The organism is Dialister succinatiphilus YIT 11850 (assembly GCF_000242435.1).
Taxonomy (GTDB): domain Bacteria; phylum Bacillota; class Negativicutes; order Veillonellales; family Dialisteraceae; genus Dialister; species Dialister succinatiphilus.
This window is the reverse complement of record NZ_JH591188.1, coordinates 494833-511456: the sequence shown is the minus strand read 5'-3', so window position 1 is coordinate 511456 and position 16624 is coordinate 494833. Positions and strand designations below refer to the sequence as shown.

At 53.3% G+C, this 16624-nt stretch carries 10 protein-coding genes and 5 tRNA genes; 4 read left to right on the top strand and 11 right to left on the bottom strand.

The genetic code is table 11. From position 1 onward, the window contains the following. Nucleotides 1–2487 precede the first annotated feature (2487 nt). The 3 genes from HMPREF9453_RS07830 to HMPREF9453_RS07820 form a co-directional block, all read right to left on the bottom strand. Nucleotides 2488–2841 carry a histidine triad nucleotide-binding protein gene (locus tag HMPREF9453_RS07830; RefSeq protein WP_008860007.1) on the bottom strand — a complete coding sequence of 118 codons (354 nt, stop codon included), beginning with the start codon at nt 2839–2841 and terminating at the stop codon, nt 2488–2490. A gap of 2 nt (nt 2842–2843) precedes the next feature. Continuing rightward, a complete protein-coding gene (mtaB, locus tag HMPREF9453_RS07825; protein WP_232217339.1) occupies nt 2844–4166 on the bottom strand; it encodes a tRNA (N(6)-L-threonylcarbamoyladenosine(37)-C(2))-methylthiotransferase MtaB in 1323 nt (440 codons plus the stop codon). 774 nt (nt 4167–4940) lie between these two features. Further along, on the bottom strand, nt 4941–6488 hold the full coding sequence (locus HMPREF9453_RS07820; protein WP_008860005.1) for an autotransporter outer membrane beta-barrel domain-containing protein: 1548 nt from the start codon (nt 6486–6488) through the stop codon (nt 4941–4943). 861 nt (nt 6489–7349) lie between these two features. Between HMPREF9453_RS07820 and upp the strand changes: the two genes are divergently transcribed. Together upp and HMPREF9453_RS07805 are read left to right on the top strand one after the other, a co-directional pair. Next, the gene (gene upp / locus HMPREF9453_RS07810; protein ID WP_008860004.1) at nt 7350–7973 is read left to right on the top strand and encodes a uracil phosphoribosyltransferase; all 624 of its coding nucleotides are present in this window, start codon (nt 7350–7352) and stop codon (nt 7971–7973) included. Between the two features lie 71 nt (nt 7974–8044). Next, entirely contained in the window at nt 8045–9103 is a 1059-nt protein-coding gene (locus HMPREF9453_RS07805; protein WP_008860003.1) for a macro domain-containing protein, read from the top strand. Between the two features lie 243 nt (nt 9104–9346). On the opposite strand, the gene HMPREF9453_RS07800 is transcribed toward HMPREF9453_RS07805, so the two are convergent. Together HMPREF9453_RS07800 and HMPREF9453_RS07795 are read right to left on the bottom strand one after the other, a co-directional pair. Next, nucleotides 9347–9937, bottom strand: a complete 591-nt coding sequence (locus HMPREF9453_RS07800; protein ID WP_008860002.1) for a vWA domain-containing protein — start codon at nt 9935–9937, stop codon at nt 9347–9349. A gap of 420 nt (nt 9938–10357) precedes the next feature. Further along, complete coding sequence (locus HMPREF9453_RS07795) at nt 10358–11779, bottom strand: hypothetical protein (RefSeq protein WP_008860001.1); 1422 nt, start codon at nt 11777–11779, stop codon at nt 10358–10360. A gap of 109 nt (nt 11780–11888) precedes the next feature. Between HMPREF9453_RS07795 and rarD the strand changes: the two genes are divergently transcribed. Both rarD and HMPREF9453_RS07780 read left to right on the top strand, forming a co-directional pair. Further along, complete coding sequence (gene rarD, locus HMPREF9453_RS07790) at nt 11889–12785, top strand: EamA family transporter RarD (protein WP_008860000.1); 897 nt, start codon at nt 11889–11891, stop codon at nt 12783–12785. A gap of 1142 nt (nt 12786–13927) precedes the next feature. Further along, nucleotides 13928–14488, top strand: a complete 561-nt coding sequence (locus tag HMPREF9453_RS07780) for an NAD(P)H-dependent oxidoreductase (RefSeq protein ID WP_008859999.1) — start codon at nt 13928–13930, stop codon at nt 14486–14488. Nucleotides 14489–14558: 70 nt separating this feature from the next. On the opposite strand, the gene tuf is transcribed toward HMPREF9453_RS07780, so the two are convergent. The 6 genes from tuf to HMPREF9453_RS07750 all read right to left on the bottom strand — a co-directional run bounded on the left by tuf (nt 14559) and on the right by HMPREF9453_RS07750 (nt 16371). Beyond that, nucleotides 14559–15746, bottom strand: a complete 1188-nt coding sequence (tuf, locus tag HMPREF9453_RS07775) for an elongation factor Tu (RefSeq protein ID WP_008859998.1) — start codon at nt 15744–15746, stop codon at nt 14559–14561. A 199-nt stretch (nt 15747–15945) separates the two neighbouring features. Beyond that, a tRNA-Met gene (locus tag HMPREF9453_RS07770) sits at nt 15946–16022 on the bottom strand. A 1-nt stretch (nt 16023) separates the two neighbouring features. Beyond that, nucleotides 16024–16099: transfer RNA gene (locus HMPREF9453_RS07765), tRNA-Thr, on the bottom strand. Between the two features lie 27 nt (nt 16100–16126). Then, nucleotides 16127–16202: transfer RNA gene (locus tag HMPREF9453_RS07760), tRNA-Met, on the bottom strand. Between the two features lie 5 nt (nt 16203–16207). Next, nucleotides 16208–16292 (bottom strand) — tRNA-Tyr (locus HMPREF9453_RS07755). Between the two features lie 3 nt (nt 16293–16295). Further along, a tRNA-Thr gene (locus tag HMPREF9453_RS07750) sits at nt 16296–16371 on the bottom strand. Between the last annotated feature and the right edge of the window lie 253 nt (nt 16372–16624).

Here is a 16624-nt window from a genome sequence, read left to right as displayed (position 1 = left end):
CATGTATATCGCGAATATTCCGGCCGGAATGCAGCTTTGACAGACAGGACGCCATGAATCCCTGTATACAGGCTTCCGATTTCTCTCCCCCATGTCCCGGGGCCCAGGGACGTGGGAACGGATTCTACAGATTCTCAAAGAAGTATGACAACAAAACAAAAACACGGATACCATCCTTTGCAGCATGAGCCCGCATTCCCGGACGACAAGAGCAAGGTTGACGCAGGATTTTCCTACGTTTTAGCGTTGCCGCCTGATTCTGAGAGGCCCGCAATACTGACTGGCATGGATACCATCCGTGTTTTTGTGCTGTCTTTGAGCACGCAAAAAAGCAGCCCCTTATGGAGCTGCTTTTTTCATTGTAAAAACTCCTGATTGGTCCCATACTTATGCACGGTAGGGCGTCAAGGCATCTGCTTCGATGAATCGGCCAGGGATAGCCGCCTAAGCGGAATGTCTGTGTCGTCAAGGAAGAAAAGATGCGCTATATTGCCACCAGGATGTCTAGCAGGTCATGCCTCAGGAGTTTTTATGGAGTTTTCGGCGCGCCGGAGAGGAGAAATTCATGAAGGTTCACAGTCTTTCCTCCCCACTTCCATGGATTGTGCACCGCGGGAATTGGAAAGACTTTCGCCAGGCCTTTTCGCCTCTCTGGTCATATAGTCGGGGAGCCTGGGCAGACGTATCAGCCAGGGATTTGTTGATATACCCTTAGACACGCCTACGGTGTGAGGGTTGACGGGGCTTGGACACGCCCTGCGGGCGTGAAGGTTCATAGGATTCAGAAGGTTCAAAAGGTTCAGAGGGTGGTGGTGGCGGCTGACTCCGCAAGTTTTATAAAAAAGGGGCGCGGCTGACGCCGCGGGTTGTGTAGAAGGGTTGTGTACGCTTCGCTCAAGGGGCGACAGCGCCTGCGCCGCTGAGGGTGGTGGTATCGCCCTTCGGGCAATGCTTATAAAGTCAGCGTTACGGGATTGGCTTTATGAGTCATATAGTTTGATACGCATTACGATAATTAGCCACATCCGGTGGCTTCCCCCCTTTGGTGCCTTACAGCACCACCTTTCCCCCGCGGTATCGGTCGGGCGACAAAAGGAAAGCGCCTTTATGGGCAGGCTAGGCGCCTTACTTTGCCCGACTTGCACATCCTATGCAGGATGTGCACAGTGGACAATAAAACTCTGAAGAGCGGCCCGCGAATCAAGTTTCCTTGCCACCGAACGCAAGGACGTTATGGGATTTACTTTCCTGTCTCCAGTGGTAAATGGCGAAGTGCCAAAGTCTCTTTTCTGGGGGCTGCTTCATTCACATGGGCTGCCTATGTCCGTGTTTTCGTGCTGTCCTTTTTATAGTGAAGAAAAAAGCAGCTCCCCATGAAGCTGCTTTTTCACCACAAAGAAACCCGGTGCCTTCCCATCCCCTATGCCCAATGAGTTCGGTGTCTGCATGGTCTACGGCCGCTGCTGTACGAGGTACGACGGCGCGCGCCATACATGAGTCTCCCGTCATTTCTGCCGAGATAGATGATGAAGTCCTGGATTTCTCTGCTATTTTTTCAGTTTACACTGATTTTCTACCTTTTTCCGGAAAAGGTGAGGGAAAAGACGGTACCTTTTCTGCTTTCCATCACTCCATAGAATCATTTCTTATGCGCACTTGGAAACATATGGAGTGATTTCCTGCAAAACCGCGGGCCTTTTATGTCCCTCTACTATATAAGTAACGGCAGGTCCTCATTTTTGAAAAGAAGAGGAAAAATTTTTTTTAATTCTATACTGGAAAAACCTGTGGCATCAGGATTCAAAAGGGGCAAAGGGGTTAAAGGGGACGGTTGACGGGACTTCGCCCCGAGGGTTGTGAAGGGAAAGGTTCTTAAGATGGACCGACCCCATGGGCCGGAGGGTTCGTAAGTTTGACGGCCCTTCGGGCCGAGGGCTGTGGTATCGCCCTTACGGACGATGAACATAAAGTCAGCGTTACGGAATTGGCTTTATGAGTCATATAGCATGAAAAGCATTCTGGTGATTGGCTCGCTACGCTCGCCCCCCCTATCCGGCTTCGCCGGACTTCCCCCTATGCAGGGGGCAGAATAGGCCGCTCTATGCTTTCCTGTAGAGATATGACCTCATAGCTAAGCATCCATAGTCCCACCACGGAGTGCGGGGAAGGTGGTGCCGTAAGGCACCAAAGGGGGGAAATGCATTTCCTCGCCCGCAGGGCGGTTGTAAAGGTTTTTTATAAAAGGGCGCCTTCTATAATTTAGAGGCGCCCTACAACAACCCTCGCGCCAAAGGCGCGTCAAACTTAAGCCCCTTAAGAACCTTCGGCCCAGCGGGCCGTCAACCCTCAAGCCCCAAAGGGGCTTGTCCATAAGGCGCCCACCACAACCCTCAGCGGCAAAGCCGCTGTCAAACTTAAGAACCCTCGGGGCGATAGCCCCGTCAAACTTTAGAACCTTCAAGCCCTAAAGGGGCTTGTCCACATCATTCATTTTTCCGGGAATGGGGGCCAGCCCATTTCTTTGCCGCCGATAATGTGGGCGTGGAAGTGGAAGACTGACTGTCCTGCTTTTTCTCCTGTGTTGATGACCAGGCGGAAGCCGCTTTCTTTGAGGCCTGCTTCCAGGGCGATTTTCTTTACCACCAGGAAGAAGTCAGCAAAGTTCTTGTTGTATTCTTCATCGAAGGCGAGGATATTGTCCACGTGTTTCTTCGGAATCACCAGGATATGCACCGGCGCACATGGTTCGATATCCTTGAATGCATACCAGTTTTCATCTTCATAGACTTTGGTGCTGGGGATTTCACCGGCAGCGATTTTGCAGAAAATACAATCAGCCATTCTTATTCCTCCTCTGCTAACACGCCTGACAGGCCGTCTTCTGTAATGGTATCGATCCTGACAGGATACATTTTTCCTCTTTCTATATGTGAATCCCTGATGGACACGCGGATGTATTCATCCGAAAGGCCTTCAAAGAATCCATCCTTTATTTCTTCCGCCAGTACGTGGACTACGCGTCCCATGAACTGTTTTCTGTAGTCCAGGGCGATTTCTTTTTCCAGTTCCTGTACCCGGTGCACTCTTTCTTTTTTCACCTCATTGGTCACCTGGTTGGGATAGGATGCCGCCGGCGTGCCGGTGCGGCGGGAGTATGGAAATACGTGGATGCCGGAGAATCGGATTTCTTTCAGTGTTTCCAGGGTTTCCTGGAAATTCTCTTCCGTTTCCCCCGGGAAACCGACGATCAGGTCTGTGGTCAGGGCAATGCCCGGTACTTTGGCCCGCAGTTCGGAAATGAGTTTCTTGAACTGGGGCAGCCGGTAGTGGCGGTTCATGCCTTTCAGCACGGCGTCGGAGCCGGACTGGATGGGCAGGTGGAGATGGCGGCATACTTTCGGTTCGTTCTGCATGATGGAAATGAGATCTTCTGAAAGTTCCACGGATTCCACCGATCCCAGACGGATGCGGAGAAGGTTCGGAATCTTCACCAGCTCTGCCACCAGGGTGGCCAGGGAGGTGCCGTCGTGGAGGTCTTTGCCGTAGTTTCCAAGGTGGATGCCTGTCAGCACCACTTCCCGATAGCCCTGGGCAGCCAGTTTCCTGATTTCATCCACCGCATCTTTCTGGAGGCGGGATTTCAGCTTTCCCCGGGCGTAGGGGATAATGCAGAAGGTGCAGTAATTGTCGCAGCCTTCCTGGACCTTCACAAAGGCCCGGGTCCTGACTTCGCCGGACACGTCGACGGACATGTTTTCAAAGTGATCCACTTTCATAATGTCCACGGTCTCATTGAGCGGCTTCCTGTCGGTGCGGCCCATGGCTTCTTCCACATAGTCCACAATGTGGGAGCGGTTCTGGACGCCTACAATCACGTCCACGTCTCCCATCTTTTCAAATACCTCCGGCGCCAGCTGGGCATAGCAGCCGGCTACGGCGATAATGGCGGAGGGATGGGCCCGGCGGATACGGCGCACCATCTGCCGCGATTTTCTGTCACCGATGCTGGTGACAGAGCAGGTGTTGACCACATACACATCGGCATCTTCGTCTTCCCCTGCCTGAGTGTACCCGTTCCTGATAAAGAGGGTACGCATGGCGTCACTGTCGTACTGGTTGACCTTGCAGCCAAGAGTCAGAAAGGACACCTTTTTTCCTGAGTTCAAATTATTATTTTCCATGGATTCATTATAACACGGGGGAAAGAAAAGAAGAAAGGGTTCAGAGGGGAAGGTTCTTAGGATTGACCGGCCTGCGGCCGGAGGGTTCTTAAGTTTGACGGCCCTTCGGGCCGAGGGTTGTGGATTGCCGCTCTGCGGCAATGCTTATAAAATCAGCGTTACGGGATTGGCTTTCTGGGTCAGATGGCATGATAAGCATTACGATGATGAGCCACCTTCGGTGGCTTTCCCCCCTTTGGTGCCTTACGGCACCACCTTCCCCCCGCGGTATCGGTCGGGCGACAAAAGGAAAGCGCCTTTATGGGCAGGCTAGGCGCCTTACTTCGCCCGACTTGCACATCCTATGCAGGATGTGCACAGTGGACAATAAAGTTCCGCAAAGCAATCCCTTCACTCAACGCATAGCGAAGAATAAAGTCCCCCCGCCGGGGGGAAGGTGGTGGCGCCAGCCACCAAAAGGGGTGCATTTCCCTCGCCCGCAGGGCGGTTGTAAAGGTTTTATCATAAGAGGGCGTCTTCTATAATTTAGAGGCGCCCACCACAACCCTCGCCCCTAAAGGGGAAACGACTCACTATGATTTGTGTGTCGCTTTGCTCCTTCAAATCATGTTCGCTGTGCACGCCAGAGGCGCGTCAAACTTTAGCCCCTTAAGAACCTTCGGCCCAGCGGGCCGTCAACCCTCAAGCCCCAAAGGGGCTTGTCCATATGTCCATAAAACGCAAAAAGCGGCGCTTTCGCGCCGCCTGATTTCTATTTCCTTATTCCTTCATCACTGTGCCGTCGGCCAGTTTGATGGTGTGTCCGTTATAGTTGATGGTGCCCAGGTTGGAAACCGTGGTAACTTCGCTGTCTTCAGTGAGGTCCCATGTGGAGCCTGCTGCAATGAAGATGTCCGCATTGGTGTGGTAGGCATCGCCGTTCTGGGCGTTGGGAACGATGTGGATGGCGCCGGTCCATACGGAGCCATCGGTGATGTTCATGTTTACGTCAGAAATGGAGTCTACCAGAATATTGCCGGTGAGGTTCTGTTTCACCAGTACGATCTGCACGTGGCCGCCGTTGCTGCCGGCTTCTCCCCAACCGAAGGAGCCGTCGTTGCCGGTGACAGTGAATACGGGAAGGGTTCCATCCTGCTGGATGGTGGTATTTTCCAGGGTTACTCTGCCGTGGGTGCTGGTGATGTAGAACATGCCGCCTTTATGGGAAATAAGGGTGGAGTCTTTGGCGTTGAACTGCTGGGTGCCCATGGTGCCGATGGCTGATTCGTCGGAATAGAGAACGATGTTGTAGGGCACGGAGTTGGTTTCATTGCCTTCCAGGGTGGAATTTTCCAGAGAAAGGGTATTGTTGTTCTTCACCACAGCTGCCTTGGTGGCCTGGGCGTTCACGGTGCTGCCGGTCAAAGTGACATCGCCGCTGCTGTATACGCCGTGGGATTCCTGTCCGGTGGTGGTGAAATGGCTGTTTTCAGCCAGGATGATGCCGCCGTTTTTGGAAACTTTGATGGCCGGGGAGCCGTAGCCTGTGGTGGAGGCTGTAGTACCAGCCAGTTTCATCATGGCTTTTTCAGCCGCTTCTGCAGCAGGTGCGAAGTTTCCTGTAGTGTCTACGGTAGAATCGGTGAGGTTGATGTAGGTGCCCTTGCTGTAGCCATAGGCTGCGGTGGCTCCGTTTCCGGTGGTGGAAATCTTTGTATCGGAGAAGGCGCCGTGGCCGCCGTGGGTCACCAGAAGGGCGGCGTTTTTGCCGTAGAGGTCGGAATTGGTGACGTCGTCCACGTCGCCGGATTTGGTAATGGTGTCTCCTTTGGCGCTGATGTAGGCCATGGATACGCGGAGGGCGTTTTCGTCAGCCTTGGTGGAGGTGTAGGTCATGCCGTCATAGGTGCCGTCGCTGTCGATTTCGTTGGCTGTATCCCCCTGGTCGGCGGTGTACTTGGATGCCGGCGCCGGTTCGGGTTCAGGCTCCGGTTCCGGCTCCGGCTCAGGTTCCGGTTCCGGAAGAGGCTCCGGCTCAGGAGCAGGTTCTACTACCGGCTTCGGCGCTTCCGGGGAAAGGTTCTTGAAAGTGCCCGATTCCACCGATTTTTCTACGTCCGGAAGGGTGAGAGACAGACCTTTCAGCAGTGCGTCGGTGTAATTCACCTCCGGCGCTTTGGCAGCTGTGTCCCCCGTCTGGGCAGCCGTATCGGCATCCTTCAGTGCATTCACCACCGGTGCAGATGGTTCTTCTGCCCATACAGAGGGAGCTCCAGCGCCGGCCATAGCCAGAACGCAGAGAAGAGCAGCGATTTTACTATGTTTCATATATGTCCTCTTTTCTAAATAAAGGTCCTATAAACCTATGCTATCATAATCCAATGTTTTTATTGTACATCAAATACCAGTGGTTGTCATGTGATTTTTGCGGGGACGCGCTTTCGGTGTGAGGGTTCATTGGACACACCTGCGGTGTGAAGGTTGACGGGCCTTTGGCCCGAGGGTTATGGCCGCCTGTCGGCGGCAGGTTGTGTAGAAGGGGGCGACGGCCCTTTGGGCCGAGGGTGATGGTATCGCCCTTTGGGCGATGAAGTTTTATGATTCTGCTTCGCAGAATGGAAAACCGCAAAACCTCGCTTCGCTCGTGGAAATGCACCCCTATCGGTGGCTGGCGCCACCACTTCCCCCGGAGGGGGAAGTTCTAGCGGCGCTATACAATGAGCTACTTAAGTTAGCACTAAAGAAAGCGGAGAGCAGACTTCCCCCTTCGGGGGAAGTACTGCCGCAGGCGGGGATAGGGGTGCATTTCCATCGCCGGAAGGGCGGTTTGCCTGTTTTCTTTCGCCCGTAAGGGCGGTTGTAAAGGTTTTATCATAATGGTGCCCCTTCTTTTTAAAAGGCGCCTACCGAGGCCTTTCCCCTGAGCGAAGCGATGCAACCCTTCTATACAACCTTTGGCACCGAGGGCCGGAGGCCCGATGGATGCCATATGCCCCTCTGCGCCGCAGGCGCAGGCCCCTTCGGGAATACCGGCAAGCACCGCCCAGATCCCAGTCCCGATCCCGACCGTGCCGAAAGCGCCTGAACCCTCAAGCCCCAAAGGGGCTTGTCCATGGCGGCCTTTTCTTATTTGTGTTAAAATAGGAACGGTAAAATTCGTTGATGTATATATTATTGAGGGAGGCCATTATGCAGATTCATATTATCGATCATCCGCTGATTCAGCACAAGCTCACCATTATGCGTTCCAAGAGCACCAGTTCCGGCGAGTTCCGCCGTCTTTTGAAGGAAATCACCCTTCTCATGGGCTATGAACTCACCAGAGATCTGCCGCTGGAAGATGTTGAAATCGAAACGCCCCTGGAAAAGGCTCATGGCAAAAGGGTGGCCGGCAAGAAGGTGGGCATTGTCCCCATTCTCCGCGCCGGTTTCGGCATGGTGGACGGTCTTCTGGACCTTATGCCTTCCGCCCGTGTCGGTGTCATTGGTCTGTACCGGGATCCGAAAACCGCAAAGCCTGTGGAATATTACTGCAAGCTGCCGGATGTGGAGAACCGTGATTTCATTCTGGTAGACCCCATGCTGGCTACCGGCGGAAGTGCCGTGGCTGCCATCGATATGATGAAGTCCCGGGGCGTGAAGAATATCAAGTTCATGTGTCTCGTAGCCGCTCCGGAAGGGGTGGAAGTGGTGAATGAAGCCCATCCGGATGTGCCGATTTTCACCGCTTCCCTGGACCGCCAGCTGAATGACCACAAGTACATTCTCCCCGGTCTGGGAGATGCAGGGGACCGCATTTTCGGAACGAAGTAAAATCTATATCATGAGAAAGCCCGGCGTGCCGGGCTTTTTTCACCCCTGTTTTTGCAGAAGGAGGGATATGTATGCCTTTTTTCATTTCGCGGGACGATATTACCACCCTGAAAACCGACGCCATCGTGAATGCAGGAAATCGGGAGCTCCGAATGGGCGGCGGGGTGTGCGGCGCCATTTTCAAGGCGGCCGGCGCTGAGGAGATGGAAAGGGCCCTTCAAGGCCTGGGCCCCATCAGCATCGGCGATGCAGTGGCAACGCCGGGATTTGCCCTGCCTGCCCGGTATGTCATCCACACGGCTGGCCCCATTTACCACGGGAGGAAAGAGGAGCGGGATCTTCTGGCATCCTGTTATCGAAACAGTCTCCTGCTGGCGGAAAAAATGCACCTTTCATCCGTCGCTTTCCCTCTGATTTCCTCCGGCATTTACGGCTATCCCGTGGAGGAAGCGGAGCAGGTGGCATTGGATGCCATCCTCCGCTTTTTGGAAACCCACGACATGACGGTATACCTGATTATCCTGAAGGAAAGGGCTCGAAAGGCCATGGTCTACAGCAGGCTGTCCTATTTCCTGCAATCCCATGAGGATATGGAGCCGGCATTCGGAATTTCTATCCCTTCCAAAGCGCCGGCCGTTGAACGGGACTCCCTATGCTTTGACGTCCTTGCAGATGAAGCACCGGCACAGAGGACTCGCCGCCGGAAAAAAGGGCCCCGCAAAGCACCGGTCCATGACCTGCCCCTCCCTGCGTCCGGTCCCATTCCCGATGAATTTCTTCGCACCGAAGAGTCTTTTTCCCATGCCCTTCTCCGCATGATTGATGAAAAGGGGCTCACGGATCCTGAGGTCTACAAGGGCGCCAATCTGGACAGAAGGCTTTTCTCTAAAATCAGGTCGAATGAAAACTACAAGCCCCGGAAGAATACCATCCTTGCCCTGGCTGTTTCCATGGACTTTTCGGTGGAGGAAACGGAAAATCTTCTGAAAAAGGCGGGCTACACCCTGTCAAGAAGCCTCACAGGAGACCTCATCGTCCTTTTCTACCTGCAGCGGGGAAAACCGGATATTTATGAAATCAACGAGGCTCTTTTCCACTTCCACCAGCCCCAGCTGGGAAGTGCGTTATAACAAAAAGACTGTGAAAAGATGATTCCCATTTTTTCACAGTCTTTTTGTTATGAAATTTCCTATACGGCATGAAGCAGTGGCGTTTCAACGCGGCAGGAAACTATCCGGCAGGAGATTTCTCGACTCAGAGTTTCAATAGAGCTCATTTGCCTTTCCCCTCATCACGACATACAGCCCCGCTCGAAATGACAGGGGGCGGGAAAACATTGTCTGTCATAGCAGCAGAAAACCCTTTCCAACAGCTTATTTCATTCCTTTCCGTATGGCTTCCAAGCACTCATCCACAATGACCATGTTTTTGGCAATGCCCGCCGGGGTGCGCTGGAAGGCGTAGGCACGGTCTTCGTCGATGCCCATGCGGTCTGCCGTTTCTTTCACGTCAATGTCGGCGCCGGAGAAGATGAAGGTCCAGCCCATTTCCTTTCCTTTGCTAATGAGCCTGTGGATATCATTCCAGCTGAAGCGGGTGCTTGCGTTTTCACAGCCGTCGGTGGTAATGAAGAAAACCACATGGTCCGGGCGGGCGTCCTTCGGTTTGTGGGAAAGGAGCTTTTCCATTCTCCGGATACTGAGCCCCACGGCATCCAGCATGGCGGTGCATCCGCCTGCCACATAGTCCTTTTCTGTCATCGGCGGCACGTGGCTGATATCCTCCCGGTCGTAGACCATATCCATGGTCTGGTTAAAAAGAACGACGGTCAGATAACAGGTGCCAGGCAGCTTCTTCTGCTTTTCTATCATGCCGTTGAAACTGCCGATGGTGTCCGATTCAAATCCCGACATGGAGCCGCTCCTGTCAATAATGCATACCAGTTCTGTCATTTCCTGCTTCATAGTTCTCAGTCCTTTCTGAAATATTGGTATCTCTGTACGTATGATAGCAGAAAAAAAGGCACCAATGGTCGCCCGGGAAGCGACATTTACCGGTGCCTTGAAAGATGATGGGATTCCTGTCCGACATGAGACGATGGTACTTCACAGCGGCAGGAAACTGTTTGCAAAAAGTTTCCTATCCGACTTGACGCTATAGCAAACCATCAGGGCGGGAAACTATTCGCGAATGGTTTCCTGTCCGGCATGACTCTATAGCAAAACATCAGGGCAGGAAACTATTTGCGAAAAGTTTCCTATCCGGCATGACACTATAGTAAATCATCACGACAGGAAACTGTCCGGCCGGAGATTTCTCGACTCCTCTCGAAATGACGGTAAGGCGTCTGACCTTCTGACCGTCTGATTGTCTGACATCCCCGCCTATTTCTTCAGCACTGTCAGAGTATGGCCATTGGTCACGATTTTTCCTTCGTTGCGAAGGGTATGGACCGTGGAATCGGCGGTCATGTTCCAGGTGGCTCCTTTTTCGATGGTCAGGTCTGCGCCTGCGTCTTTGTCATGTCCCTGGTCATTTGTCTCCTGAAGCAGGGCGCCGTCCCAGCGGGAGTTTTTGCCAAGGGTCATGGAAAGGCGGGAAATGGAATCCACCAGGATATTTCCTTCCATCTGCTGGTTTTGGACGATGAAACGGGCTCTGCCCCCATTGGCGCCTGCCTTTCCCCATCCCCGGGAGCCGCTGTTTCCGGAGATTCGAAGGAGAGCGCCCTCGGGATCTTCGTTTTGGATTTTTACATTATCCAGCTGGATGGTGCAGTCCGTATTGGTGACGTAGAAAACATCTCCTTTATGGGACAGGAGGCTGCCCCCTTCCATAGAGAAGGCGGAGGTTCCTTCTTCCGCATCACCGCTCATAGACTGGTAAATCATGACGGTGTGCACATTTTCTTCCTTAATGGTTTCCCCTCCCATTACCCGGGTATCCGCCATATTCCCTTCCATGCGGCAGTTTTTGAGGGCGATGCTGTTTTTCCCTTCAATCACAGCCCCTTCGGAGCGGGAAGCGGAAAGGTCGGCCCCCTCTATCGAAATACGGGCAGTGGAGTAAACGGCCGGCGAGCCATATCCTTCGGTGCGGAAGGTGCCTCCTTTCACCAGCACCGTGCCGCCCCGGTCGGAGCGGATGGCGGCGGAAGAATTGCCGGCGGTGGAAACGGTGACGTTTTCTGCCTCAGTGAGAGCGCCACCGGTGGTCTGCAGGCCGCCGGAGTGGCTGCCTTCGGTGGTAATGGTCACATTCTTTGCGAAAATCCCAGTGCCCTTGCCGTAGCTGAAAAGGCCGTTGCCATTGAGAGCGGCGCTGTGGACAGCCGAATCCTCCACTGTCACCCGGGCGCCGCCGGTGGCCAGAAGGGCTGCATTCATACCGTAGAAATCACCGTTTTCAGTGCTGGAGGAAGTGCCTTCCTCTTTCATGATTTCCACATTTTTCAATGTCACCGAAGCGCCGGTAATGCGGAGGGCATTTTCATCATTGCCGGTGGATCCGAAGACCTGATTTTCCAGCACGCCCTTTTCCGTCACATTTCTGGCGGCGCTGCCCTGAGAGACCTGGTCCGGCAAGGAAGGGGCCTTTCCTTTTTCTGCTGCCTTGGGACGGGATGCCGAATCGGATGGAACGGCCACCTTGGTAATGGTAATATCCTCTACCCGATTCTGCAGATTCCAGGTCATGGCATCGGAAAACCGCCGGGGCAGGACATCGCCATTTTTATCGGCGGCCCGGGCCCATCCGTTGGAAAGAAGAAGGGCACAGGCCAGAAGAACTGTCATTTTATATTTCATAAAGCTCACTCCTTATACTGCCTGATTTCCTGTATTATAACATACTGGCCATGGACCCATTTCAGGGATATAATGGTATCACTACGATTCAAAAAGGGAGATGGTTCACATGACCGAATACAAAAAGGGGCTCCTGGCAGCCCTTGCCTGCTACATCCTCTGGGGCGTGCTTCCGCTGTACTGGAAACTGCTGGAAGGCACCGGCGCCTACGAAATCCTGGCGCACCGCATTATCTGGTCTTTCGTCTTCATGGCCCTCCTCCTGGCGGCGCTGGGCATGGGATCCCTTTTTCGGAACACAGTAAAGGACCTTTGCAGCCATCCCCTCAAAGGAGCCCTCATGGTATCAGCCTCCCTCTTAATCACCGCCAACTGGTGCATTTTCATCTGGGCCGTCACCCATGACCACATCGTGGACTCCAGCTTCGGCTACTATATCAATCCCCTGGTGAGCGTACTCCTTGGGGTCTTCCTCTTCCACGAAAAACTGTCAAAGCTGAAATGGGCCTCCATCGTCATCGCTTTCCTCGGCATAACCGGCATGTCCATAGAACTGGGCCGTCTCCCCCTGATTTCAGTGGGTCTCGCCCTCACCTTCGCCCTCTACGGCGCCGCCAAGAAGAAACTCCATATCAACCCTTTCATCAGCATCACCCTGGAAACACTTCTGGTGCTGCCCTGGGCCCTGGGATACGCCCTATGGCTCTATACCGCCGGCGAAGGCCACTTCCTTGCGGGCAGCGCCATGACAGACGGGCTCCTCATAGGTGCCGGCATCGTCACCGCTGCTCCCCTGGTTCTTTTCTCCACCGGCGCCAACCACCTCCCCTTAAACGTACTGGGCTTCTGCCAGTACCTCTCCCCCAGCCTCTCCCTCCTTCTGGGCATTTTCCTCTACCACGAACCCTTCAGCACCGTGCAGCTTGCAGGATTTGCCACCATATGGACAGCCCTCCTGGTCTTCTCCATCTCCGATTTCAGAGAACAGAGGAGAAAAGGTTCGTAAGATGGGGCCACTCTGTGGCCCGGGGTCAAAAGGGAAGGTTCTTAGGATTGACCGGCCCTATGGGCCGGAGGGTTCTTAAGTTTGACGGCCTTTCAGGCCGAGGGTTGTGGTATCGCCCTTACGGGCGATGAGTATAAAGTCAGCGTTACGGGATTTACTTTCTGTGTCATATGACATGCTTCCCACCGAGCAAGGTGGTGGCGCCAGCCACCAAAGGGGGACACACCGGAATGGTACATGAAGTATATGACACCTTGTTTTTCTCTCCATATCTCTCGTTTCCCCTTGAGGGGAAATGCCACGTAGTGGCAAAAGGGTGTACGGGGCAGAGCACCGATATGATGCTCCATCGCGGTTCTGACCGCCAATCGGCGGCCCCCTAAGCGAAGGGCAATAAGACATAGAATAAGAGTATCATAATCATTCTTACCCTCGTCCACCCCTTCGCCACTTCGTGGCCCTCTTCCCCTAAAGGGGACGCAAGAGGCGTTACGGGATTTACTTTCAGTGTCATATAGCATGAAAACAATTCTGCTGATTGGCTCGCTGCGCTCCCCCCCCTTTGGTGGCTGCGCCACCACCTTTCCCCCGCAAGCGGGGGCACTACAAACCGTGCTAAACTTAGAGTCACTTATGAAAAATAGCCTCACGGAGCTTTGTTCTGCCACCGCTTGCGGGGGAAGTCCCGCGAAGCAGGCAAGGGGGAAGCCATTACTCGAGCGGAGCGAGGTTGGCCTGTTTTCCGACGCCCGCAGGGCGGTTGTATGGTTTTCGCCGCCAAAGGCGGTATAAAAAATGGCGCCGAAGGCGCCGTACCTCGCCAGCGGAGCGGTACTATATAACTCCCGAGGGCGGAGCCCTCAACCCGTCCGGGAGGCGTCAGCCGGTCCCGGACAGAACCCTGGCAGCCCAGGGCCAAAAGGCCCGGCGGCTGGCTCAACCCTCACGCCCGTAAGGGCGTGTCAACCTTCGGGAATACTGGAAAGCACCGCCCCGGTCCCGATCCCGACCGCGCCGAAGGCGCCTGAACCCTCAAGCCCCAAAGGGGCTTGTCCATGGCTTGTCCATATTTCCCTCTTTCTCCTTTTCTATGCTACAATATAGACAGCTTTGAATCATGTTGATAAAAGGAGGTCCTGTGTATGTCTAAGATTCTTGTTGTTTCCGGTCATCCCCGTCTGAATCAGTCTCTGGCCAATAAGACCATTCTGGAAGCGCTAAAGGAGAAGGGGGCTGATTTCACTCTGCTCCGTCTGGATGAAGAAGGGTTTGCACCCCAGGTGGAGAAGGATCAGGCTCTTTTGAAGGACGCGGATATCATTGTTTTCCAGTTCCCCATTTTCTGGTACTCTTATCCTTCTCTTATGAAGCACTGGGTGGAGGAGGTCTTTGCCCACGGTTTTGCCTATGGCACGGGCGGCACGGCGCTGAAGGGAAAGAAGTTCCAGATTTCCTTTACTACCGGTTCTCCTGCCAGTGCGTACAGGACCGGCGGCCCCAATGGCCATCCCATGGAGGATTTCCTTTATAATTTCCAGCAGATTGCTGCGCTCTGCGGTATGGAGTATGAGGAACCAATTTATACCAATGGCTGTGCTTTCATTCCCGGTGTCAGTCCGGAATCCGTGAAGGAAAGGGTGATTAGGGACTGCAGGGCCCATGGGGAAAAGCTGGCGCAGCGGTTGGAAGAACTGGCGAAATAAATGCAGTCTTGCTGCTTATGATGGCACTAAAAAAGAGCTCCTTTTCAGGAGCTCTTTTTTGATGGGCGGATTATTTTGCAATCTTAGCTACAACGCCTGCGCCAACGGTACGGCCGCCTTCGCGGATAGCGAAACGCTGGCCTTCTTCCATAGCGATCGGGGTGATGAGCTTAACTGTCATTTCGACATTATCGCCAGGCATGCACATTTCGGTGCCTTCCGGCAGGGTGATGTCGCCGGTTACGTCGGTGGTTCTGAAGAAGAACTGCGGACGATAGCCGTTGAAGAACGGGGTATGACGGCCGCCTTCATCTTTGGTCAGTACATACACCTGAGCGGTGAATTCGGTGTGGGGATGAACGGTGCCCGGTTTAGCAAGTACCTGGCCGCGAACGATGTCCTTACGGTCAATGCCGCGGAGCAGGGTGCCGATGTTGTCGCCTGCCATAGCCTGGTCCAGAGTCTTTCTGAACATTTCTACGCCGGTTACAACGGTTTCGGTCGGTTTTTCCTGGAGGCCGACGATTTCAGCTGCGTCGCCTACTTTAACGGTGCCGCGTTCTACTCTACCGGTAGCAACGGTGCCACGGCCGGTAATGGTGAATACGTCTTCGACAGGCATCAGGAACGGTTTATCGGTATCGCGCTGAGGAGTCGGGATGTATTCGTCAACAGCCTTCATGAGGTCGCGGATCTTCTGTTCATCTTCTTTGTTGCCATTGAGGGCACCAAGAGCGGAGCCAACGATAATCGGCACTTCATCTCCCGGATAGCCATATTCGGTCAGCAGGTCTCTGATTTCCATTTCAACGAGGTCAATCAGTTCGGGATCATCAACCTGGTCTGCTTTGTTCAGGAATACTACGATAGCCGGAACGCCTACCTGTTTAGCCAGGAGGATGTGTTCACGGGTCTGAGGCATAGGACCATCAGCTGCAGATACTACGAGGATAGCGCCATCCATCTGAGCTGCACCGGTAATCATGTTCTTTACATAGTCAGCGTGCCCTGGGCAGTCAACGTGTGCATAGTGACGTTTTTCGGTTTCATATTCAACGGTGGAGGTGTTGATTGTGATACCACGAGCTCTTTCTTCCGGTGCTTTATCAATGGAAGCATAATCCAGGAAGTTAGCTTTGCCTTCTTCAGCCAGTACCTTGGTGATAGCGGCGGTCAGGGTTGTTTTACCATGATCGACGTGGCCGATGGTGCCGATGTTAACATGCGGTTTTGTTCTTTCATAATGAGCTTTTGCCATTTCTTTCTCTCCTTATACAAAAAAGAATTTGCAAAAATAGATTTGCGCTTTTCTTATTATACATTGAAAGTCAACGGGAAACAAGAAATCAGCGCAATTCCATATGCATTTTCGGAAATAAAATGCTTTCTGCTATCTGCCCGAAAGGACAGATAACAGTAAAAAGAGCTCTCCAACGAGAACTCTTTTCTACGGTGTTTGGTGGCGGCTCAGAGATTTGAACTCCGGACACAGCGGGTATGAACCGCTTGCTCTAGCCAACTGAGCTAAGCCGCCATGGAGCTGATAACCAGGATTGAACTGGTGACCTTATCCTTACCAAGGATACGCTCTACCAACTGAGCTATATCAGCACATCTATATATAGGAAGTAATTAACATGGTGGCGGGGGCAGGACTTGAACCTGCGACCTTCGGGTTATGAGCCCGACGAGCTACCAACTGCTCCACCCCGCGATATTTGGTGGGCGGAATAGGATTCGAACCTATGAAGGCAAAGCCGGCAGATTTACAGTCTGCTCCCTTTAACCACTCGGGAATCCGCCCATATGGAGCTGGCAATAGGACTTGAACCTACGACCTGCTGATTACAAATCAGCTGCTCTACCAACTGAGCTACGCCAGCACGCAAGTGACGAAATATATTATACACAATTTCATTCATCTTGTCAAGAACTTTTTTCATTCTTGTTTGCTCGCTCAGAGGTTTGTCCTCATCACGTTTATAGATTATACCATCAGGAGTCCTCTCTGTCTACCCCTTTTTTACATTTTTTTTGAAAAAGGTTTACGAAGAGGAGGGGACATGATGAAACGCCGCTGCCCTAAGCCGGAGAGGAAACTTTTTGCCCATAGTTTCCTGACGCTTTGATACGCCA